This is a genomic window from Blautia sp. XA-2221 (genome assembly GCF_028767025.1).
GTDB lineage: Bacteria > Bacillota > Clostridia > Lachnospirales > Lachnospiraceae > Blautia_A.
On sequence record NZ_JAJQXX010000011.1, the window covers coordinates 76,437 to 100,751 of the forward strand.

Annotated in this window: 18 protein-coding genes; 1 reads left to right on the forward strand and 17 read right to left on the reverse strand. The window is 41.5% G+C overall.

What is annotated here, in order from left to right; all coding sequences use genetic code 11:
- Position 1 precedes the first annotated feature (1 nt).
- From LU279_RS10150 to chvE, 15 genes are all read right to left on the reverse strand, one after another.
- Complete coding sequence (locus LU279_RS10150; protein WP_330684643.1) at positions 2-718, reverse strand: ABC transporter ATP-binding protein; 717 nt, start codon at positions 716-718, stop codon at positions 2-4.
- Between the two features lie 240 nt (positions 719-958).
- Entirely contained in the window at positions 959-1,417 is a 459-nt protein-coding gene (locus LU279_RS10155) for a hypothetical protein (RefSeq protein WP_274422396.1), read from the reverse strand.
- A gap of 61 nt (positions 1,418-1,478) precedes the next feature.
- Positions 1,479-2,843, reverse strand: coding sequence for an AAA family ATPase (locus tag LU279_RS10160; protein ID WP_274422397.1), 1,365 nt, complete (start codon positions 2,841-2,843; stop codon positions 1,479-1,481).
- A 175-nt stretch (positions 2,844-3,018) separates the two neighbouring features.
- Positions 3,019-3,873 carry a YitT family protein gene (locus LU279_RS10165; protein ID WP_274422398.1) on the reverse strand — a complete coding sequence of 285 codons (855 nt, stop codon included), beginning with the start codon at positions 3,871-3,873 and terminating at the stop codon, positions 3,019-3,021.
- Positions 3,874-4,034: 161 nt separating this feature from the next.
- On the reverse strand, positions 4,035-4,760 hold the full coding sequence (locus LU279_RS10170) for a nitroreductase family protein (protein WP_274422399.1): 726 nt from the start codon (positions 4,758-4,760) through the stop codon (positions 4,035-4,037).
- A 225-nt stretch (positions 4,761-4,985) separates the two neighbouring features.
- Positions 4,986-5,177 (reverse strand): small, acid-soluble spore protein, alpha/beta type, encoded by a 192-nt coding sequence (locus LU279_RS10175; RefSeq protein ID WP_274422400.1) that lies wholly within the window; start codon positions 5,175-5,177, stop codon positions 4,986-4,988.
- A gap of 179 nt (positions 5,178-5,356) precedes the next feature.
- Positions 5,357-5,542: a PspC domain-containing protein gene (locus tag LU279_RS10180; protein ID WP_274422401.1), complete on the reverse strand. Its 186-nt coding sequence runs from the start codon at positions 5,540-5,542 to the stop codon at positions 5,357-5,359.
- Positions 5,543-5,624: 82 nt separating this feature from the next.
- Positions 5,625-6,503, reverse strand: a complete 879-nt coding sequence (locus tag LU279_RS10185) for a DUF4097 family beta strand repeat-containing protein (RefSeq protein WP_274422402.1) — start codon at positions 6,501-6,503, stop codon at positions 5,625-5,627.
- Positions 6,500-7,201, reverse strand: coding sequence for a DUF1700 domain-containing protein (locus tag LU279_RS10190; RefSeq protein WP_274422403.1), 702 nt, complete (start codon positions 7,199-7,201; stop codon positions 6,500-6,502). Before LU279_RS10190 ends, LU279_RS10185 begins: the two co-directional genes overlap by 4 nt.
- Complete coding sequence (locus tag LU279_RS10195; protein WP_274422404.1) at positions 7,198-7,521, reverse strand: PadR family transcriptional regulator; 324 nt, start codon at positions 7,519-7,521, stop codon at positions 7,198-7,200. The genes LU279_RS10190 and LU279_RS10195 overlap by 4 nt, the downstream gene beginning before the upstream one ends.
- 191 nt (positions 7,522-7,712) lie before the next feature.
- Positions 7,713-9,209, reverse strand: coding sequence for an L-arabinose isomerase (araA, locus tag LU279_RS10200; RefSeq protein WP_274422405.1), 1,497 nt, complete (start codon positions 9,207-9,209; stop codon positions 7,713-7,715).
- Positions 9,187-10,326, reverse strand: coding sequence for a GntR family transcriptional regulator (locus tag LU279_RS10205; protein ID WP_274422406.1), 1,140 nt, complete (start codon positions 10,324-10,326; stop codon positions 9,187-9,189). The genes araA and LU279_RS10205 overlap by 23 nt, the downstream gene beginning before the upstream one ends.
- A 13-nt stretch (positions 10,327-10,339) precedes the next feature.
- On the reverse strand, positions 10,340-11,518 hold the full coding sequence (gene mmsB / locus LU279_RS10210) for a multiple monosaccharide ABC transporter permease (RefSeq protein ID WP_274422407.1): 1,179 nt from the start codon (positions 11,516-11,518) through the stop codon (positions 10,340-10,342).
- Positions 11,518-13,071 (reverse strand): multiple monosaccharide ABC transporter ATP-binding protein, encoded by a 1,554-nt coding sequence (gene mmsA / locus LU279_RS10215; protein ID WP_274422408.1) that lies wholly within the window; start codon positions 13,069-13,071, stop codon positions 11,518-11,520. Before mmsA ends, mmsB begins: the two co-directional genes overlap by 1 nt.
- 89 nt (positions 13,072-13,160) lie before the next feature.
- Positions 13,161-14,201: a multiple monosaccharide ABC transporter substrate-binding protein gene (chvE, locus tag LU279_RS10220; RefSeq protein WP_442870156.1), complete on the reverse strand. Its 1,041-nt coding sequence runs from the start codon at positions 14,199-14,201 to the stop codon at positions 13,161-13,163.
- Positions 14,202-14,811: 610 nt separating this feature from the next.
- On the opposite strand from chvE, the gene LU279_RS10225 reads away from it, so the two are divergent.
- Positions 14,812-16,221, forward strand: coding sequence for an RsmF rRNA methyltransferase first C-terminal domain-containing protein (locus LU279_RS10225; RefSeq protein ID WP_274422410.1), 1,410 nt, complete (start codon positions 14,812-14,814; stop codon positions 16,219-16,221).
- An 82-nt stretch (positions 16,222-16,303) separates the two neighbouring features.
- On the opposite strand, the gene addA is transcribed toward LU279_RS10225, so the two are convergent.
- Both addA and addB read right to left on the reverse strand, forming a co-directional pair.
- Positions 16,304-20,026, reverse strand: a complete 3,723-nt coding sequence (gene addA / locus LU279_RS10230; RefSeq protein WP_274422411.1) for a helicase-exonuclease AddAB subunit AddA — start codon at positions 20,024-20,026, stop codon at positions 16,304-16,306.
- A gap of 1 nt (position 20,027) precedes the next feature.
- Entirely contained in the window at positions 20,028-23,354 is a 3,327-nt protein-coding gene (gene addB / locus LU279_RS10235; RefSeq protein ID WP_274422412.1) for a helicase-exonuclease AddAB subunit AddB, read from the reverse strand.
- Positions 23,355-24,315: the final 961 nt, after the last annotated feature.

Here is a 24,315-nt window from a genome sequence, read left to right on the forward strand (position 1 = left end):
CCTACCATTCGATTTCTTCTACCGGAGTAGGAGCATCATTTTGTACCATAGAAGATACTTTTCCGTTTTTAATTCTGATCACCCTGTCTGCCATAGGAGTAAGAGCAGAGTTATGAGTGATCACAATTACTGTCATTCCTCTTTCCCGGCACATATCCTGCAAAAGCTTCAGGATTGCCTTTCCGGTCTGATAATCCAGAGCGCCTGTAGGCTCGTCACAGAGAAGAAGCTTCGGATTCTTGGCAAGAGCCCTGGCTATTGACACTCTCTGCTGCTCACCTCCTGAAAGCTGCGCCGGGAAATTCCCCAGTCTGTCCTTCAGCCCCACATCCTCCAGAACTGTTGCTGCATCCAGAGGTTCTTTGCATATCTGAAGAGCCAGCTCTACGTTTTCCAGTGCTGTAAGATTTGGCACCAGATTGTAAAACTGAAATACAAAACCAATATCCTCTCTCCGATATCCGGTAAGCTGTTTGCTGGAATATTTCGCAATATCCACACCATCTACCAGCACGTGCCCGGAGGTTGCCTTATCCATACCTCCCAGGATATTCAGCACAGTTGTTTTTCCTGCGCCGCTTGGACCTACAACCACCACAAACTCACCCTTATTGATCTCAAAACTGATGTGATCCACTGCCACGATCTTTACTTCCCCGGAGCCATAAACCTTTGACACATTTTCAAGCTTTACATATGCATGATCCTGACGCTCCATTCTCATCGCCTGCTTTCTGTTGTATGATAAAAAAGAAACCCCTGCCTGAGAGATTTCTTTTTGTTTATATTCAGTATAACAGTTTTAAAATACTTCTTCAATCAACAGAGGTTCAAAAAGATATAAAAATTGTATAAACTCAGGCGGTATGTAATCCTTGTTTGTGCATACTGTTTTTTACTGATCTGTCCCAAAATATTTATCCGGATGTTTATAAATATTATATATGTACACTGAAAATTATTTTCGGGTCAGATATCTGTCAAGGATTTTCATAACATTGCTGGTATTCATTCGATATGTATTTACCGCCAGCTTATCTGGATTGACATTTCGAATTAATTTTTTTGCCTTAAACTTTCCGGCTTCTTTACTCTTTTGTCCGGCATCGACCTTTTTTCCCAAGTACGCACATTCCACATCTTTACAAAACCAGACAAACTCATAGTCTTTGTCCTTACAATACTGGCTTGCCTCTGCCAAAAAATCTGCATCCGCCTGTTTCCTATCATAATCATCACAGTCAAAACAGTAAATAACTTTAGACCGGTTTGTCTTAGATGTGGAAGCGTACTGAGAAATTAGTTTTAAAATTTCTTTTTCTTTATTTTTATATTTTCCTCTTCCATTCATGTATACCGGACTGAATTTAAACTGTGACTGATCATATTGATAAAAATAATCTATTGTATCTTTCATATAAATCCAGTCTGATTTACTTTTTTGTCTGCCTCGACAGCAAAAATCAGTTGGAGTCCCATTATTCATCCTCCTCACTGTATCCAAAAACACCTATAAAATCAATAGAATCTACATTAAATGGAGATCCCTCAATCATACCATTTCTATAAAGTCTGGAAGGTGAATAATTACCGTTCGTTGTCCAGGGATAAATTTTATGGTCCACAGACAAAAAATCAATAGATTTTTTATGCTGCTTTAAAATATCCATAGGACCTACATTATGGGTGGTAAAACAAAGCTGTCCTGCTCCATACTGCATCAGATATTCCAGCAAAGCACATAAGTATACATCATGAAGATTCGAATCAAATTCGTCAATAAAGACGATCCCACCTTGCACCATTTCTTTGATATATGCAAATAGTTTAATAAGCTTTTTAATACCCGTACTTTCAAATTCCGCATGAATTCTATAGGAATCATATACCATAATCAAACTACATATGAATGCGTCATGGTATTCCTTTTTATCTATTTCAATGCCCTGTAAATCTGATTTAAAAATACGAAGAAATTCATATAAGCTATCTACTGTTCTTTGAAAATCTTCGTACATAGATTTTAATACAACATTTCTGGTTACTGCAATCACATTAAGGCATTCTCCGTCCATCTCCAGAAAATGGCTGAACAGAGAATCTTTACCTAAGTTACTACTTTCCAATTCTTCTGAATATCCACATGATCTTTGCATCAGATAATCTCTATGATCATCTGACTGATCTAAATATACATGCAGTTTTCTTCCGAATATTAATAGCGTAAATATGCTTTTAAACAAATCATTTATATATGTTCCCTTTTCTGAAATAATAATTTTGTCATAAAACAAAGCACACATAGATGTGTTTATCAACAGGTTTGTTGTCTTTTTCCGCAGCATTTCGGCAAGCATATCATTTTCACTTTCCCGAATGGAAATAATTTCTCCATTTTTGACTTCAAAAACTGTTTCCATAAAATCATTTTTAGAAAGTGCTTTCTTTGAAGTTAAACATTCATAGGCTATTGTATATTTCCCGGTTTTATCCTTCAACAGCTTTATTTCATATCGAAAAATCATAAACAGTTCTTTAAAATTCACCAGATACTCAGCACCCATAAACAGTTCTTCTGTTTTCTTATTGATTATTTCCTCTAAATTCCCCTGTACAATGGGATTATTCAAATACTCTGGATTAATCAGAAGATTCCTTAAAATATCTACGGAGGTAACAATCGCAGATTTCCCCGAACCATTTATACCGTAAATTCCTTTGACATTGTAATCCTGTGTATCAGGATTTTTAGAAATTGTTTTTTTATAAAAAGATAAAGAAATCAACTGATCCAATGTTTTTATTCCCTTAACAGAATAATTAAGTAAATATATATCCTTCATTTTTCTGTACCTCCTGTGTGACTATAATATATCATATAAAAAAAAGAAAAATAAATACATTATGTATTTATTTTTCTTTATCTTTTGTGACTCTATTTTATTAAACTATACCTGATATTATACCACTGTTTTAGCCGCTTAATTCCTTCCCTCCAACGTCACAATCACCAATCCTCTACACCTTCGGGCGATATCTGAGATCGGACACCGTATACACAGTAATAAATGCCTCAGGATCTTTATGGTTCATATAATCCATAAGCTTCTGGTACTCACCTTTATCAACAATTGTGATAATTTCATTGCGTTTTTTCATATTGTATGCGCCTACAGCCTCATAAATCGTTGCCCCACTGTGCAGATTATGAAGAATAAAATCTCTGAGTTCTTTTTCATGTTTGGTGATAATACAGACTCTCCGTTTGATATTATGTCCAAAAATAAAGTGGTCCAGAAGAAGCCCGTTAAAATAGGTTCCAAGAACACTGAGCACAACAGACTTTTTATCATACACAAGCACTGCGGAAAGAGCTATACACATTCCTGAAAGCGATATTGCCTTTCCAAGCTCCATGTGCAGATATTTATTCATAATCTTTGCCACAATGTCCAGCCCCCCGGAGGACGCGTTCCGGTTAAAAAGAATACTGGATCCTGCACTTACAACCAGAATGTAACAGACTACATCCAGCTCCTGACTTCCTGTTATAGACTGATAAGACGGAAATGCTTTTTCATATATTCCCAGAAAGACAGGAAGCATAATGCTTGTATATATGGTTTTTACTCCAAATTCTTTTCCACAGGTCAGAAATCCGATAATCAGAAGCAGTACATTCATAATCATTGTGATTGCGGAAAGAGGCAGCGGTACAAAATTAGACAGTATAATTCCCAGGCCGGAAATACTGCTTATTGATGTTTTGCTTGGTACCAGAAAAAAGTAAACTGCTGCTGATATCACTGCCATAGCTCCTGTCAGAATTACAATTTCTTTCAAAAGCTCCGTATAATTTATTTTCTGTTTCATGATAAAATCTCACTTTCTGTCAGGTTTTGTCTCTTATTGATTTTCTGAAATAATACTGTGCGATTATCTGATCATCCCAAAACCATTTTGTTTTTTATGAATAAATAATATTTATAAACGCTTCATCATCTAAGCGTGTCCTGTTATTTCTCCGGTTTGTTTTAAAGAAACTGCTTCAGATATTCTTCCACTGACCTAGTCATTTCTTTTGAAAAGTCAGAATTATATTTACGTTCACAAAAAGCAGCGGTCCAGTCCTCAAAGTTTTTCTGTCCGCAGCGGTTTTCAAACATATTTCGGAGTTCTTTCCCATCCATGCCGCGGTATGTATTTTCGTGTACAATATGCCTCTGGTCAAACCGTACCGGTTTCGGTCTGTGTTTCTGCTGTTCTACAGGCCATCCAAACACCAGCATCGCCGCCGGAAAAACATATTCCGGAAGCTTTAGTAGTCTGCGCTGTTCTTCGCAATTTTCCATAATATCTCCAATATAGCAGGAACCAATACCAAAGCTTTCGGCCGCTACTACTGCATTTTGCGCTGCAATGGCCGCATCTGTTACTGCCAGCATAAGATCCCCGACTCCAGGTTTTCGAGGTGTACACCCCGCTTCCAGATAAGTGTCATACCATTTCTTACAATCTGCGCAAAATACCAGAACCATCGGAGCTTTTGCAATAAACGGCTGATGATCACAGGTTTCTGACAACGCTGACTTCAGATTTTTGTCTGTTATATCCAGAATCGTATAAAGCTGCTGACAGCCTGCACTGGGAGCCTGTGCGGCGGCCTCCAGAATTGTTCTCTTCATCTCCTCAGGAATCGTTTTTTCTTCATAGACCCGCATCGATTTTCGTTTGTACAAGCTTTCAATAATTTCGTTCATTTCCTTCCCTTTCAAGAATAAACCTTTTTTCTTTCTCTGAGCATCTGGCAGCAATAAAAAAGAACATTATTTATTCTTATGTTTTCACATTTTTCTTTTTCCAGAATATCACAGAACAGGCTTACTTACAATGAAAAAAGGATTCCCGATTTCCAGGAATCCTCTTTGCTCTTCCTGTTCACTGCGTTTCCAAGCATCGGCTGTGAACAGTCATCCTCTGTATTCTTATTTTTCTTGTTTTTTTCTGCGAGTCATCAGTCCGCCAATGCGCCCTGTTTCCTTTGCCGAAAGGCTTTTCCAGCCATTTTCCAGAACCTGATCCAAAAGTCCCAGCTCTCCGGCAATCTCGTATTTCAACTTTTCCTCTTCAGAAAGTTCTCCCTTCAGATAGCTTTTCACTTCTTTATCTTTATTCAATGTCCTCACACTCCTTATCTGTATTCATCAGGAGTATTGACATTTTCAGGAAAATTTATACGGAAACGTTCTCAAATATCCCTTTCGGCGTCATAGACATATTGGTAAGCTTTTTCAAATAAATCACAGTATCCTGCATTATAATAAGCACCTTCCGGAAAGGGATTTTTCCATATTATTCAGCCTTTCGGAATAATGATCGCAGCTATGATATACGCCCATATGCCTGCGCCGCCAAAACAGGTGAGAATCACCCATGCCAGACGTACCAAGGTAGGATCAATATCAAAATATTCCGCAATGCCGCCGCAGACTCCGCAGAGCATACAGTTTACTGAAGATTTATAAAGACGTTTATTACTCATGTTTCTACTTCCTTTCTGTCAGGCTCCGATGTATCAGAGCCTCTGAAAATCAACTGTCACTTCATAGCATCTGTTCCGGGGATCAGTCAGTAAAGCCTACTTCCATGGTTCCCATACCGCACTCTAACTGCATTTTACGGGCAGCTCCATCATTGTCTACTATTTTGCTTGCTCCCAGACCGCTAAATTCCTCGTCCTCAAGACTGAGTGTTCCTGCGCCACAGGAAAGACGGTAATTATAATCATCTTTTTTACCTGCTGCTTCAAGTTCCATGGTTCCAATTCCACATTCTGCCTCAATATATTCCGCATCAAGATCTGTAAGAGACAGTGTTCCTACTCCAACCTCAATATCAGCCTCTCTGGCTGAAACCGCACCATAGTTTTCCAGGGTTCCCGCTCCTACGGATGCGCTGAATTCTCCTGCGTTCAGATCACTGTCCAAAGTTGCTGTTCCTTCCCCCACATCAATATTTACCTCTGTAAATTTCATTCCGACAGGATAACAAACCACTACCTGTCTTTCTTCAGGCTTTGTTTTTCCTTCACTTTCAATTTTAAGTTCCGTACCTTCTGTGCTGACTGTTACTTCCTCTGTACAGTCTCCTGAAATACGGACTTTTACATTTTTACCGTCATATTCCTCCAGGATCAGCTCATCATAATCAAGCTCGATATCCATAGAAGAAATATTTTCCAGCTCATATATTCCTTCTTTTGCTGACGGATCTATATCTTCACTTTCCCAATCGTCATCATCCCATATATCGTCGTCCCAGTCGTCATCATTCAGGTTTTCTGCCACTCTTACCATGCGGTTCACAACCTTCTGAACAGAACTTCCCTCATATCTCATATCGTCCATGGTTGCTCCCATGGCAACTCCGCCTACCGTAAGCCCTAATCCTACAACTCCAATAACTGCTGCCATGCCTAAAACAATTTTTGAAAATTTTCTCATGCCTGATTACCTCCTTTTTCTCTGTGGATCAATCTGCTGCAAAAGTCTGTGAATTTGTTCAACAGTCTAGGTAAAAGTTTACTGATCACCCAGATAATAAATACCAGTCCCACAAGACCTATGGCTGTAGCAATGCTTCCCAGTCCGACCGTAAAAAGTCCAACCGGTGTTGCAGTGAAACAAAGTCCGATTCCGGCAATCACTGTAACAATTCCACCGATCAGCAGTCCAATTACTCCGGCGCCGATTCCAAATGCCAGGATAAACGGAAGCAGGATGATTGTTACAACAAATCCAACCACACCACCTATAGCACCTGACAAAAACGGTGAAAGGAACACCAGAAGGATCAGTACCAGAATCATCATTCCACTGCCCCGCTTCTCCTTTGGCTGATATCCTCTGTCTTTTCTGTTGGAAGTTCTTTCTTCCGGAACCTGTCCCGGCTCCTCTGTTCTTTCATCATAATAGCCTTTTTCCGTGTAAGTTCCGGCTGTATCACTGTTTTCTCTCAAATCAGCCTTAATGATAGCCGCTACTTTCCCAGGGCTTCCAAGCTTCTGGATTACAGAAGCCTCTTCTGCTTCTCCTGCTTCATCAAAATAACTTTCGTAATAATCAAGAGCCTCTTTTCTCTCATCCTCTGAAATATCAGAGAGGAGCTTTTCCAGCTGGTCCATAAATTCTTTTCTGTTCATAATTCAATTCCCCCCTCAAACAGCCTGGAAATTTTTGAAGAATAGTTTTTCCATTCCACCTTATATAAATTCAACTGCGCAGATCCTTTTTCTGTCAATTTATAGTATCTGCGGTTACGACCTTCATATGCCATATCGTAGGTCTCCAGACATTCATCCTTCTGCAGCCTTCTCAGCACCGGATAAAGTGTGGATTCCGAAACATCCAGAACACTGCGCACATCCTGGGTGATCTTATACCCATAAGTTCCGTCCTTTTCTTGCGATACGATTGCCAGAACAATGGCATCCAGAAGGGCTGCACCTGTATTAAATACCATGGGCTCACTCCTTTTTGTTTCTGTATAATATTATACTAAACATTAATATTGTTTTGTTAACAATACTATATATCATATAATATAGTTTTGTCAATAGTATATTAAAAAATTAACAGACTTTCAATATTCCGGCACACAAAAAGCTCCCTGTGCAGTCGCACCAGGAGCTTTTGTCTAATCTTTAATTAATTTTATCTATAGTAAACAGAATTCCATTTCAATTCATTTTTGAAGTTGCGAATGGTTGTATCGTTATCAATATACACTGCCTCAATACCCATTGCGCTGGCCCAGTCTCCCATCTGTTCTGCAGTAAGATCATAGGAAAATGCAGTATGATGAGCTCCACCTGCCAGGATCCATGCTTCAGCACCTGTAGTAAGATTCGGTCTCGGCGTCCAGAATGCAGATGCTACCGGAAGTTCAGGCATAGATTTTTCTGTATGTTTACAATCCACTTCATTAATAATAAGACGGAATCGATTTCCAAGATCCACAAGAGAAGTGGCAATGGCAGGACCTTCTTTTGCCTCAAATACCAGACGTGCAGGATCTTCACGATTTCCCATGGAAAGAGGTTTCACACGGATGCTGACAGGTCCCTCTGCAATGGTGGGGCAGACCTCAAGCATATGTGACTGTAAAATTCCCTCTTTTCCGGGAACAAGGTTATATGTATAATCTTCCATAAAGGAAGTTCCTTTGGCATCAGGAACATTTTGAGTCATAATCTTCATAAGACGAACCATAGCAGCGGTTTTCCAATCTCCTTCTGCGCCAAATCCATAGCCTTTTTCCATCAATCGCTGAATTGCAAGTCCGGGAAGTTGCTGCAGACATCCCAGATCTCCAAAATGCGTGACGATAGCCTGATAATTTTTTTCTTCCAGAAATCGTTCAAATCCAAGCTCGATCTGAGCCTGTACCGCAACATGTTTCCTGAATTCTTTTTCGTCTCTTCCCTCTGTGACTACCCGGTATTTATCATAATATTCTTCTACCAGAACATCTGTATCCGATTTTGAAACAGCCTGTACCGCTTCTGCAATTTCATTTACAGGATAAGCGTCAATCTCCCATCCAAATTTAATCTGGGCTTCAACCTTATCGCCTTCTGTTACCGCAACATTTCTCATATTATCTGCAATTCTCATAACTCGGATATGGCTGCTTTCCATGATTCCCACAGCAGTCCGCATCCATGATGCAATACGTTCCTGTACCCTAATGTTGCTCCAGTGTCCAACTATAATCTTCCGTTCAATTCCCATTCTGGTAACAATATGACCGTATTCACGATCACCGTGAGCCGACTGATTTTCATTCATAAAATCCATATCAATGGTTTCATACGGAATTTCTTCGTTGAACTGTGTGTGCAGATGAAGCAACGGCTTTCTGTATTCCTGAAGTCCCAGAATCCAGGATTTTGCCGGAGAAAAAGTATGCATCCAGGTAATTACACCTGCACATTCCTCGTCTGCATTCGCTTCATTAAAAGTCCTGCGAATCACTTCGTTTGTAATCATGGTAGGTTTCCACACCACTTCATAAGGAAGAATACCAGAGTCATTTAATTTTGCTACAATAACTTTGGAATGTTCTGCCACCTTTTTCAGACATTCATCTCCGTAAAGGTCCTGTGAGCCTGTGGCAAACCAAAATTTATATTTTTTCTGTGCTTTCATTTTCATATCCTCCTGTATTATTTTTCTTCTGTTCCGTATATTGACATACGGACATGCGATCTTTCAGAAAAACGGGAAACTCATATGTCACATCGCAACCCGGTTCTCGGATCATCCGAAGGATTGCTTCCGCAGCATAATTTCCCAAATCTTCAATGTGATGTCCTACACTTGTCAGGGGAACCGGATTCAATTTCGCCAGTTCGGAATTATCAATACCTATTATGGATATATCTTCCGGAATTCTTTTTCCTGTTTTTAAGAAACGTCTGGTTAATTCATAAGCCACTTCATCATTATAGCAGACGCACGCAGTACATCCTGAAAGACGATATTGAATTTTTTCCATAATCCGGGAAAAATCTTTCATTTCCAGTGTATCAACCCACGTCACTCTGCTTTCGTTCACTTCAATACCCGCATGTCCCAAAGCTTTAAGATAGCCAAGATAACGCCTTCGACCCTGACCGTCATCGGCTTTAAAAATACCTCCGATTCTGGTATGTCCCTTTTCAATCAGATATTCCGTGGCTGTTCTGCCTGCCTGTACATCATTCATACTGATATGCGGAATATCTAAATTTTCATAAAAGCTATTAAAAAACAGAATTGGAATTCCCCGTGATAAAAGTCTGCGATAAAATTTCAGATTTGGATTCGGAAGGCCACTCATAACCGGTTCTGCAATCAGAGGATCCCGACTGCCTTCATCCAACATACGTTCCAAAAGTCTCCTCTCTGTTTCAATACGGTTACCCGTAAACATGATACGTGCACTGTAACCTTCCTTTTCCAGTCGTTCTACCATCGACTGCAAGATTCTTGGAAAAATATATCCATCCACATAAGTAGTAAGAATATCCACTGTATGGGACAGCATCTTCTTTTCTTCCTGCTCTGCCTGCTCATCCCGCACAAAGGTTCCGCTTCCCTGAATACGAGTCAGTATCCCCTGCTGTTCCAGAAGTCCAAGTGCATGGCGCACCGTCTGACGACTAATGCCAAAAACACGGCTGATATCATTTTCTGACTCAATCTGATCTCCTCGGTTCAACTCTCCGGACGCTATTCTGTTTTGAATCCATTCCGTCACCTGACGGTACTTAGCAATACCCATATCTTATACCAGATTAACTCTTTTTCTTTTTTGTTGTTACATCAAGTACAACTGCTCCCAGAAGCACTGCGCCTTTCACAACCTTCTGAAGATCTGTTGACATACCACACATAGACATACCATTATTCAAAACACCCATTACCAGAGCGCCAACAACAGCACCAATAATTGTACCAACTCCACCAGATGCAGCGGCACCTCCGATATAGCAGGAAGCAATGGCGTCCATTTCAATGCCATCTCCCATCTTAGGATTTGCACCGCCCTGACGTGCAGACAATACGATTCCTGCAAGGGCTGCAAGAACACCCATATTTACATATACCCAGAAAAATACATGTCTTGTATTAATACCTGAAAGTCTTGCCGCCTTAGCATTTCCTCCCATTGCATAAATCTGACGACCTGCTACAGTTCTACTGGTAATAAAATGATAAACAGCAACTACAATACCAAGAACAATCAGCTGAATCGGAATACCGTTATACTGTCCCAGTTTTATAAAGAAAAACCACACAATCAGAAGAATCACAGCATCTTTTAATGCCATCTGCCACGGAATAATATTAGCAAATCCATATTTGTTATTTGTTTTAATTGTTTTCAGTTCTGCCAAGATTAGACATACCGTGACAACAGCAGCAACGCCTACACATACCAAATCCAGTGTTCCTCCTGCAAATTCAACCTTAACTGTAGGAAGAAATCCTGTTCCGATGAATGCATAATCCTGAGGCAGAGGACCTACTGTAAGAGATTTTAAAAGCGTATATGTAAGTCCGCGTCCCATAAGCATGGTAGCCAGTGTTACTACAAATGGTGGGATGTCCAAATATGCAATAAAAAATCCTGAAAAGACACCAACTCCAAGTCCAATGGCAATAGCTACAAGCCATGCAAGGGCTACCGGCCACTGCTGCTCTACAACAAGCTTTGCCGCACATGCAGCACCAAGAGCTACTACAGAACCGACTCCCAGGTCAATATATCCAGTCAGTACGCACAGCAGCATACCGGTTGCAAGGATAATAATGTAACCATTCTGCATAATCAGGTTGTTAATATTGGTTGGTGTCGCATTTGCTCCGCCTGTAAGTACATAAAAAATAGCAAAAATTACAACAAGTGCTACAACCATTCCAAGGGATTTCAAATCCAGATTCACATATTTTTTCTTAGTATCTGTTCCCATTATTCTTCTCCTTTCGCATTACCGTCCATAATGCACTTCATAATACTTTCCTGGCTAAGTTCAGCATGACTGAGTTCTCCCGCTATACGACCTTCATTAATAATGTACGCACGGTCACAGGTTCCTATTATTTCCTGCATTTCAGATGAAATTACAATCACCGCCTTACCGGCGCGGGCCATATCATTAATAGCGCAGTAAATTTCATATTTTGCACCAACATCAATACCTCGGGTCGGCTCATCCAATATCAGAACATCTGGCTGCGTCATCATCCATTTTGCCAAAACAACTTTCTGCTGATTTCCTCCTGACAAAGATCCAACCGTCTGATGAATAGATGTTGCTTTGACGTTGATTTTTTTCTTATATTCCTCTGCTTCCAGATTTTCCTTCTGTTCATTGACAATGGCTCCATTAGAATAGTAATTGCGTAATGCAGCCATTGTCATGTTTGTTTTGATATCATCAATCAATACCAACCCGTAAGTTTTTCTATCCTCCGAAGTATAGGCAATCTTATTATTAATCGCATCTTTCACTGTTCTTGTGCTGACCTTTTTTCCGTGCATATAAACTTCTCCGGAAATTTTCTGACCATAGGAATGGCCGAATAAGCTCATAGCAAATTCTGTACGCCCTGCTCCCATCAGTCCTGCAAGTCCCACTACCTCACCTGCCCGTACTTTAATATTGATATTTTTAAGAATCTGCATCTCCGGAATCTCTGGATGATATGCATTCCAGTTTTTCACCTCCAGAACCACGTCACCAATAGAGCAATTATCACGAACCGGATAACGGTTATTCATCTCACGTCCTACCATTCCTTTAATGATTCTGTCCTCTGTCCACTCATCCACTCCTTTTTTCAGAGTTTCAATCGTTTTTCCATCTCGAATGATCGTAATAGAATCTGCAACATAACTGATTTCATTCAGCTTATGAGAAATAATAATGCAGGTAACACCTTTTTTCTTCAACTCCAGCATAATTTCCAGAAGCTGTGCAGATTCCTCATCATTAAGGGCCGCTGTAGGCTCGTCCAGTATCAAAAGATCGACATTTTTTGCCATTGCCTTGGCAATCTCAATTAGCTGCTGTTTTCCTACTCCCAGTGTATTTACAGGGGCATTCAGGTTTTCATTTTCAAGACCAACATGAGCCAGTGCCTCCTTTGCTTCTCCTCTGGTCTTTGTCCAATCAATAACCCCTTTCATAGAAACACGTTCATTTCCCATAAAAACATTTTCCGCTATAGATAAATATGGGCTTAGTGCAAGCTCTTGATGAATAATAACAATTCCCTTGTTCTCACTGTCCTTAATCTTGTGGAACTTACAGGTCTCTCCTTTATAAATAATGTCTCCCTCGTATGAACCATAAGGATATACGCCGGAAAGAACATTCATCAGGGTTGATTTGCCGGCTCCGTTTTCACCACATAACGCATGAATTTCTCCCTTCTTGACTTGAAGGTTTACATCGTCCAGCGCTTTTACACCAGAAAATGCTTTTGTTATGTGCTTCATTTCCAAAATAACTTCTGACATGTCTTTCCATCTCTCCTTTACTGCTTTTTATGAAAAGAGACGGCGGATTCTTCCGCCGCCTCTTTTAGTTTCACATTCAGCTTAACTCATTATTTTAACTGATCTTCTGTATAGTATCCGCCATCGATCAGAACTTCTTTATAGTTGGACTGATCTACTGCAACCGGTGTACACATATATGTCGGAACTACCATTTTTCCATTATCATACTGCTCAGTATCATTGATTTCCGGCTCTTCACCTTTCAGCACTGCATCTACCATGGTAACTGCTTTTTCAGCAAGGAGACGGGTATCTTTGTAAATAGACATGGTCTGTGTTCCGTCAATAATATTTTTGGTAGCCATAACTTCCGCATCCTGTCCTGTAATCAGAGGCCAGTTTTCTTCTGTATATCCGGCTCCAAGAAGAGCAGCTTTGATTCCATATGCAAATCCGTCAAATGCAGAACATGCAATATCAAGGTCTTCATCTGCATAGTTTGCTGTTAAAATGTTCTCACAGTTTGCCTGTGCTGTTTCCTGAGACCATCTGAGGATACATGTATCTTCAAAAGATGTTCTTCCTGATTTACATACAAGCGTTCCATCATCCAAATACTCCTGAAGAACTTCCATAATACCGTTGTACAGGAAGAGTGCATTGTTGTCATCCGGTGATCCCATAAAAAATTCAATTGTGTAGGAATCTCCTGCTTCACGGGCTGCATCCAGCTTCTTAGTATCTTTAATATAATTACCAATAACAGTACCAACGCCTTTATTGTCAAAGGTTGCATAATAAGACACCGCATCTGTATCCATAAGAAGACGGTCATAGGCAATAATAGGAATACCTGCTTCTTTTGCCTGTGCCTCAGCATTTACAAGCACTCCGGAGTCAATTGCTGCAATAACAAGACAGTCAACGCCCTTACCTACATAGTTCTCAAGCTGAGATACCTGCATTGCTGTATCATCTTCTGCATACTGAAGTTCTACCTTGTACCCTTTTTCTTCGAGCTGTTTTTTCATATTAGCGCCATCGTTGATCCATCTTTCAGATGACTGAGTTGGCATTAAAATACCAACTGTTTTCTGCTCTTCTGCTGACACTGTGGTAGCGGAAGCCGCTCCCATGGAACATACCATTGCTGCTGCAAGTGCTGTACTGACTAACTTTCTGTTCATTTCATTTCCTCCCTGTTCATTCTTGTACAAGTCATCCGTTACTTGTACAGTTTTTGTGTTACATTTCGTACAAACGCATTGTTTTTTTGTGTGTTTTGTACGTTTATATGTTACTTATTACGTTTAACTGTGAGCACATTGTATACCCCACCCGGTATATTTGTCAAGTATTTTATATATGCATCTGCATTTTATGTGCATTTTGCACATAAATCTGTATGTACATTTAGTGCTTTTGCCAGTCACTTATATGTACATATTCAAATCTATCCCAAAACTAAAAGCTATCATAAAGATGCCAAATACCGTCTCTAAAAATAATTTAGAATATATTGTAACCAGATTACAGGAAACAAAATGTACAATCATCAAAAACTATATGACTGCGCTCTGATAGCTAAACTCTCGCTCATTACCATGATAACTGTAATCCTCACTTGATTTTTAAAATACTAAAATTATTATCAGGAATACAGGTGTCAAATTCCACCATGTATGATATGATTAAATAACTGTTCGCAATAACATGATTAAACTACAAAATGACAGGATCCACACCAGGAGGTTATCTATGGGAGATTTATCCAAAATTGAAGTTCTTCCTCAGGCCTTTCTTTCCCGGATGAAGGAAATGCTTGGAGACGAATATGAAGAATTTTTAGAAAGCTATAAAAAGCCCCGTACCTACGGGCTTCGTGTCAATACATCAAAAATCACCTGTGAAGAATTTGAGAAGCTTGTTCCGTTTCCCGTAACACGGATTCCATGGACAGAAAACGGATATTTTTATTCTGAGGACATCCGGCCTTCCAGATGCCCTTTATATCAGGCAGGACTTTATTATCTTCAGGAACCCAGCGCCATGACTCCGGCAGCCTGTCTTCCGGTAAATCCCGGAGAGTCTGTTCTTGATCTCTGTGCGGCTCCCGGCGGCAAGGCAACTGCTCTCGGCGCTGCTCTGAACGGGCAGGGACTTCTGATCGCCAATGATATCAGTTCTTCAAGAGCCAGAGCGCTGCTTCGCAATCTGGAGCTTTTTGGCATTTCCAACAGCTTTGTTACAAACGAAACGCCAGCCCGGCTTACAGAGCAGTTCCCGGGATTTTTTCACAAAATTCTTCTGGATGCGCCCTGCTCCGGAGAAGGAATGTTCCGAAAAGATGAAGCTCTGGCAAAAGACTGGACCCCTGAGAAATCTCACCAACTGGCCGGAATACAAAGGGAACTGATTCTTCAGTCTGCAGATATGCTCCGTCCCGGCGGACTTCTTCTTTATTCTACCTGTACCTTTGCCCCGGAAGAGGATGAGGGAACCATTTCTTATCTTCTGGAGCAAAGAGAGGATATGGAGCTTCTGGAACTTCCTGCATATGAGGGATTTTCTCCGGGAGTACCGGAATGGGGAAATGGAAATGAAGATCTCAGAAAATGTGTACGCATTTTCCCACATAAAATGAACGGTGAGGGACATTTCCTGGCTCTTATAAAAAAACAGGGACAGCCGGATATGGTTCAGCAGACTTCTTCTGCCCGCCAGGATGCCAATACCAGAAAGTGGCTGGAACTTTTTCTTGAGGAAATCGGTTTACAGACTCTGGGCGGAAAGGCATTTGACTGGAATCGGGTAGAAACCAGAGGCGACAAAGTTTATTATCTTCCTCCGGTCAACACCAGTTTCCGCAGACTTACCTTTCTCCGCAACGGTCTGTATCTGGGCGATCTGAAAAAGAACCGCTTTGAGCCGTCCCAGCCTTTCGCTCTGGCTCTTTATAAAAATGATGTAAAAGCCGTGATTTCTCTCTCTCTGGATGATTCCCGTCTGACCCGGTATTTAAAGGGGGAAACTCTTCTCATTGAAGAGGGAGAAGCCCATGGCAAAAAAGGCTGGCATCTTCTCTGCGCAGAAGGCTACCCTCTTGGCTTCGGCAAACTAGTAAATGGTACTCTTAAAAATAAATATCCCGCAGGCTGGAGAGTCTGATTAAAAAAATCCCCGGACAGTACATATTGTCTGAGGATTTTTCCGTAATGTTCATAACTGATTGCCTGATTTTATTCTGTTGTTAGGAAATGGAAGGCAGATCTTTTACCGGAATTTCCTTTTGAAGGGCAAAGGAATAAATAATCTTTTCTTTTACTTTTTTCTTCAAAAGTCTTTCCAGAGCCTGAGCATAATCGTCAAGCTGCATACGGTAACGTTCTTCCAGTTTCTGCTCTTCACCTGGAAGAATCCGGTCTGTCTTGTAATCCACCAGGACCAGTTCGCCATCTTCTTCAAAATATGCATCAATGATACCCTGTACAAGAATTTTTTCTCCTCCTGTCCAGGAGTCATTAAGCTCTGAGGCCTGCACAGATATCACAAAGGGCTGCTCACGGAAAAGTTTTTGTTCCTGAGCCGCTTTTTTCATTCTCTGTCCCAGATCTGAGCGCACAAAGCTCAGAATATCTTTTATATAAATGCAGCCTGCTTCTTCCGGACTCATTTTTCCCATTTCTTCCAAATGACTGATCTGTTTTTTAATTCCTTCAAAGGAATTGTCTCCTGTATAATCCAGACATTCCATAACCTGGTGATAGGCAGTTCCCTTTGCCGCTCCCCGGACAGTCTGCTCTTCTGCTGCAAACCGTGGAACCAATGGTACAAATTCTTTCTGAAAAAATACAGTTTCTTCCTGCTCTTCATCCTGCCAGCTTCTTTTTTTCAGTTCAGATACACTTACCTTTACAGGCATTTCTGCCAGATAATCACATGGATACTGAAACTCGAACCGTTCTTCCAGTTCCTGCCGTATTTCCTGATCATATATTTTTTCACAGTCCCAGTTTTTCATCACCTGCTCACGGATCTGAAAATCTGTCATATCTACAATCTGCTCCTGAATAAGATCTGCTGCCGTAACTTTTCTTATTTTAAATTCTGCATTCTCATCTCGGCACTCCTGTTGGCTTCCGGCAGGAATGCCATAATCCAGATAAAGTTTTCTCATTGCGCTGTGACCTGCAAGAGCCGGAAGTATAACATCCCAGAAATCTCTTGCCCCGGAACGGATTCCCCCGGGCAGCAATGTTTCCTCTCTGTTTTTCCCATAGGAAATCCGCGCCAGAGTTTCCTCCAGTTTCTCTACAGTTCCTGTAATATAAAGCTTTTCTTTGGCACGGGTAAGGGCAACATAGAGAACCCTTAACTCTTCACCCAGACTTTCTCTTTTCAGCTCTCTGCGGATAATCTGTTTGTGAAGCGTAGGTGCGATCAGTCTTTTTTCCGGAAGAATTGCATCAGCTCCAAGCCCCAGATCCGGATGGATCAGAAGCCGGGCATTGATATCCTGGAAATTAAACTGTTTTCCCATTCCTGCTGCAAACACAACAGGAAATTCCAGCCCTTTGCTTTTATGGATTGTCATAATCTGGACAGCTCCGCTGCCGGCGTCCGTCACATTTACTTCGCCAAAATCCACCTCATATTTCTGAAGGCTCTCAATATATCTGACAAAATTAAACAGTCCCCGGTAGCTGGTTTTTTCATAATCCATTGCTTTTTCCACCAGCATCCGAAGGTTGGCGCCTCTCTGTTCCCCTCCGGGAAGCGCTCTTACATAGGTTTCATAGCCTGTTACTTTCAGAATATGCAGGATCAGCTGATGAACCGGTGTATAAGCTGCCATATCACGAATTTTCTGAAGCTGACTGTAAAACTTTTTCAGTTTGTCCCTGAGAATCTGTTTTTCCTGTTCCTCCCGGTTCTCTGACTCCGCTTCTTCACTGGGTTCTTTTTCTATAAAAGCACAAAGACTTTCATACAAAAGGCCTTCCTGATTTTCCAGACGGAGCAGCGACAGTTCCTGGGCAGTACAACCCACCAGTGGAGAATACAATACTCCGGTCAGGGGAATGTCCTGCAGCGGATTGTCACAAACTCTCAGATAGTTCAAAAGGGTCACTACTTCCTGAGCAGAAAAATATCCGGTTCTGGACGCTGTATACGCCGGAATTCCGTTTGATTCCAATACCTCCCGGAAGGTATCCGCCCATCCGTAGGCTGAACGGAGCAGTATCACAATATCTCCATATTCCAAAGGTCTGTATGTTCCGGTTTCTTTGTCGAGAACCTGCTCTCTGCCTGTAATTCTCTTTATTTCCGCTGCAATGGCAAGCGCTTCTAACTCCTGAGGTGTCTGACCGGAATCTTCGTCCTGAAGTTCTTCACTGTCCTTTTCCACCAGAAGCACTTCTGTTTTCAGAAATTCTCCACCCGCAGGAAAATCCGCTCCGGGATAAAGGGCGTTGTTGTCATCATAGGTAATGCCTCCCAGATCTTCTCCCATGATCCTGCGAAAAATATAATTCACACTTTCCAGAACCTGCGCACGGCTTCGAAAATTTTTGTGAAGCTCAATTTTCTGTTCCCTGCTGTCCTCTGTGGAGTAGGTCTTATATTTTTCCATAAAAAGCTCAGGCCTTGCCAGTCGGAAACGATAAATACTCTGCTTCACATCTCCTACCATAAAGATATTTTTTCTGTTCTGAGCCCATCCGGAAACCATGGTGGTGATCATCTCCTGAACAAGGTTACTGTCCTGATACTCATCAACCATGACCTCTTCATATTTTTCAGAAAGCTCTCTGGCTGCCTGGCTTGGTTTTCCGTCCTCATCCATGAGAATGTTTAGGGCAAAATGCTCCATATCCGTAAAATCCAGAATGTTTTTTTCCCGTTTTTTCTGAGAAAATTTTTCCTGAAATGTACAGGTAAGCTTTACAAGACTGTCCACCGGGCTTCTGCAGCAGCGGAGAAGTTCCAGAAGCTCCTCCTCTTTCCAGCAAAAATATCTGGCGGAAAGCTCTTTGATAATGTTTTTTTCTTCTTCTCTGAACGTTTTTACCTGAGTTTTTTTATCCTCGTCCTGCTCAGATATTTTTTTTGCAGAAAGCCGCGCAAAAGAAGGCTTTTGCAAAAGCTCCGCTACTTTGTCATAATCCTTTTGTTCTGCTGCCTGCTTAATCTGTCCGATAAGCAGAAGGTCACTGTCCAGAGCAGCCTCATACTGCCAGGGTCCCTGCGGTGATACACAGACTGCTCTTGCCTGCTGTGCAAGCCGTTCTGCTTCTTTCAGCTGCTCTCCGGTTTCTTCCCACAAAAGAGTTATCCACCGGGCTTTCCGCAACTCCTCCTTATTGTCCACCCTGTAAACTTCTAAACACTGACGGAGCCATTTTTCCGGAAACGGATGGCTGACAGAGGCTTCATAAACCTTTTGTATCAGTTCTTTCAGCCCCTCATCTGTTTTGCCAGAGGCATAACATTCCACCAGTTCCAGAAATTCTTCATCTCTCTGTTCGTAAGCTTCTTCCAAAAGCTCTTCAAGGACCTCTTCTCTTAAAAGCTTCAGCTCACCTTCATCTGCTGTCCGATAGCCCGGATCCAGCCCGATCATGTGAAAATAATTTTTGATGATATAAGAGCAAAAGCTGTCAATGGTCGTGATCTGAGCTGTGTGTATCAAGGTCATCTGTTTCTGAAGATGCTCGTTGTCCGGTTCCTCAAAAAGCGCCTGTTCCAAAGCTGCGGAAATACGCTCTTTCATTTCCCCTGCTGCTGCTCTTGTAAAAGTCATGATCAGAAGCCGGTCAATATCCACTGGATGTTCCTTGTCCAAAATCTTACTGAGAATCCGCTGTACAAGCACTGCGGTTTTACCAGAACCTGCTGCTGCAGAAACCAGAATATTTCTGTTTCTCAGGGAAATTACCTGCTGCTGTTCTTCTGTCCATGTCACTGCCATATCAGCGTTCCTCCTCTTCCAGATGATTCCATATTTCCTGATCCGAAAACTGTTTCAGCCGTCTGTACTCATAACCGGGAATTTTCCGGTCAAATCCGCAGACGCCCTGATAAGAGCAGTAGGTGCAGGCAGTTCTTTTTCCCAGCTCATAGGGCGATACCTCCGTGTCACCGGAAAGAATCTCACCACGGATGTCGGAAATTTTTCTTTTTACATATTCATTCAGAAGCCGGAACTGCTCTCTTGTTGCAACAGACGAGCCTTTTCGGAAAGAACCGTCCTTATTATAGGTTACTGGCAGAGAAACCAGGCTTCTGTCCATTTTCTGGATCACATCAGAATTTGCAGCCACAAGTCCGTTCATTTTTAATTCTTTCAGAAGTCCCGGCTGGATGCTGTCCATATCAGCCTGGATATTTTCCTGGATCATAGGATCTTTTACATTATAATAAAAAATCCCTGCCGGCTGGATATCACAGTCCGGGTGCTTTCTCTGCTCTGCATCCAGCGCTGCATCCATGTACACCACCAGCTGAAGCTGAAGACCGTGGTACAGACCGACTAGATCAAAAGAGGTATTTCCTGACTTATAATCTATGATTTTTACATACACTTTTTTATCTTCTTTCAGAACATCAAGACGGTCGATCCTTCCCCCTCCTATGGAAACCTCAAAGCCTTCCGGCAGAAACTCTCCCTGGCGCAGCTGCTCCTGAAGCGCCCATACAGTCCTTTTCAGAATACGGGAGGTCCTCTCTATCATATATTGGTTTCTGGCGCTGCTTTTTAATATTGTGTTGCCATAATCCGCAGCCACCTGATTCAGACATTCTTCTACAATACTGTCTCTTTCCTCTTCATCAAGTTCACTCCACCTCAGTCCTTTTCGCTGAAGTTCTGCGGCAAATTTCTCCAGAGCCTGATGGATCACATTTCCCATATCCATTGCACGAAATTCATATTCCGCCCGCTCTGTAACCTCAAGTCCATACCTTAAAAAATGAGCAAACGCACAGGCTGCAAAACGTTCCAGCCTGGTGGCGCTGTTCGGTGATACATCCCCGTAGAGAGCCTTTGCAATGCTGGCGCTGATTCTGTCTGCAGGCTTTCTCATAAATGCCGCGTCTGTCAGTTTTTTTGTAAGTTCCTGATACTCCGGGCTTCTCAGATACCAGCTGTACAGCTCCTGAAACAAAGGTTCCTCATATTTATCTGTATCGCTGCCAAGAATTTCCAGAAGATAATCCATACCAGTGGAAGGTGTTTCCAGAAGCTCTATAAGACTTTCAGGCTCCTCTGCCCTCTCCGGATGCAGTTCCGGATAAAGCCGTCTGACTGTATGGATCAGATAAGCCGGACTTACTGCTTCCCCCTTCATGTTTGAGTTTGCAAAAGAAAGACAAAGATGCTCTGACGGCTTGGTAAGGTTCAGATACAAATAAAACCGCTGAATATTCATCAGTTCCTTTGGTCCGGGAGCCAGCTCCACTCCCTGATCTGCAAAAAATTCTCTGTCCAGCTCTGTGAGGATTCCCCCTGACTCTGTGTTCTTCGGGATATTTCCTTCATTTACCCCCACAAAAAATAAAGCGCGAACATCCTTCAGACGGGTTCTCTCCATATCTCCCACAAGGACCTGATCCAGTCCGGGAGGGATCAAAGCGACCTTCGCCTGACTCATTCCTGTTTCCAGGATCTGCCGGAATTCTTCCGGGGAGACTGTTTCCTCTCCCAGAATTTCTGTCATTTTGTCAAGAAGCTCTATGACAATCCCGTAAATCTGAGCATATTCCTTTTCCATTGCCCGGTCGCCCTTCCGGAAAAATACTTCTTCCTGCTCATAAAGCTTTTCCTGAATACGGCTCCTTACAATAAAGTCGTAAAGAAATTTGCAGTATTCTTTTACGGTTTTCTTTTTTCCGGAAAATCCACAGGCAAGCGCCTCTGTTTCCCGGACAAAACGCTCACGGATCTCATTCAGTTCCAGAATAGACTCCTCTTTCATTCCCCGATAGATCCGAATCCATTTTTCCTTCCATTTTTTGAAACCCCGTATTCCAAGCGCCACCACATAATTTTCCAGCCGGTCAGCCTCCTGTCGTGTGATATCTGACATTCCGCAGCGCAAATACCGGAACACACTTTCATAGGAAAATCCCTGAGCTGCCATTTCCAGGGCTGCCCTTACATACTCTACAAAAGGATTCATGAGAATAGAATGTTTTTCATCAATAAAGCATGGAATTCCACTATTGTCAAAAGCCTGTCTGGACAGATTTCCATATTCCTCCAGATTACCTGTGATCACAGCGATTTCTCCAAACCTGTATCCCTCTTTTCGCACAAGACGAAGAATCCTTCTTGCAGTTTCTTCCATTTCTTTTAGCGGAGTTCCCGCAGAAAAAATGCTGATTTCCTTTTGTTCCTGTTTATAAACCTGCCTGTGATACCGGAACAGATTTTTTTCCATAAAAGACAGGGCAGGTGAATGAGCAAACCGCGATTTTTCACCGGCTTTTATCCACACAGGTTCCTCTGTTTCTTTTGTAAGTTCACAAAGTCCCCGTATCATTTTGTGACTCATATAAAAAAGCTGATGGGACTTTTCTTTTCCCATAAAGGGTTCCTGAACATCCATAGTCACAGTCACTAAAACTTTGCTACATACGGTCAGAAGCTCTTTTACCACCTTCATCTGCACAGGAGTAAAACCGGTAAATCCATCCAGAACAAGCACACTTCCACGAAGTTTCTCAGAAAAAACAATCTCTTTTGCCAGAACCTCCAACACTTCTTCCTGTGTCATGTAATGTTCTCTCAGATAATCCCGAAATGCCTGATAAAGAACTGTCACATCCTGAAGCTTCATCTGAAGAAGAGTTCTGTCAGAAGCGTCCTCCTTCATTCTTTCCAGCTCCTGCTCTCCTACCTCATACTGCATAAATTCAGAAATCAGAGATTTTACCTCATCCAGATAACCAGGTTTTTTCATCTGATTTTTCAGATAAACCAGATCCTTCTGATGCTTCTGAACCAGCTTCTGAAGAACCATATTTTTTCCTGTTTCTTCCAGTATCTTTCTGGTATCTCCGCCCACCTCTTCAAAAACACGGAAGGCAAGGCGTTCAAAACTAAGTACATCAATGTTCAGAATTCCTCCGTCCGGATGCATTTCTACCAGTGTTTTCTGAGTCTGCATGGTAAACTGTTCCGGAACGATCACATAAAAAAGCTGTTCCGGATGCTCTCTGGCCTCCTGGATCACGCTCTGAAAAACTGTATATGACTTTCCTGATCCGGAATTTCCAATAATAAACTGAAGCGGCATAATTTCCTCCATCTGAAAGCTTTCACTGCACATATTTCCCTTGCTGCTATACAACTGTTTAGAAAAATGTAAAAATGTTTTTTCGCATCATATCTAAATCCTTTTTTGTATTTTAGCACATATGTTCGATAATTGCAATCAAACCAGAATAACTTATTTACTGCCTTAAATGAAAAAATAGCTTAAACCAAAAAGTAACTTAAACCAAAAAGTAGCTTAAACCAAAAAGTAGCTTAAACCAAAAAGTAGCTTAAACCAAAAAGTGGCTTAAACCAAAAAGTGGCTTAAACCAAAAAGTAACTACCATATTCTTAATCTGTAGTGAAATTTACTCTTGCCCCGAAATTTGCTTCAATTACTTCAATAAAATTTATGCTGACAGTTTAAAAGACACCGCCTTTTTGCCGAAATAACATGGGTTCGCTCCTTAGTCCTTAAATACGTTAAAACATTTAATCATCCTGGTTTAAATGACGTGATTACTTTGATATAAATAAGATTACTTTGATATATAGGAAGCATTTTAAGTACAAAAAACCAGTACCCTTGCCTGGTACTGGCTTCATTTTCACCGGACATTCCCTTCCGGTTTCTGTTCGTAAATGACGTAGATAGAAGTTTCTGCAAATAAAAAATAGCTCATTTCCTATAAAAAAAGTAGCCTCACCGGCTACTTACATTGCACTTTCAAAACTACATACATGTTGACATTGGAATCATTTTAACCTTGCTTATGCTTTCAACGACTCGCCTGGTCATTTCGTGACTTCCGTCACTCAATGTCATTTGCCTCGCAAATGTCTGTCACAGTCTGGCAACTTCCCTCTGTGAGTAAACTCACTCCGTTCTGCTCCCTTCCTGTTCCAGCCGCTCGTCTCAGCTTCTTGGTCAAGCCCTCGACCTATTAGTAGCAGTCAGCTCCATACGTTACCGCACTTCCACCTCTGCCCTATCTACCTCG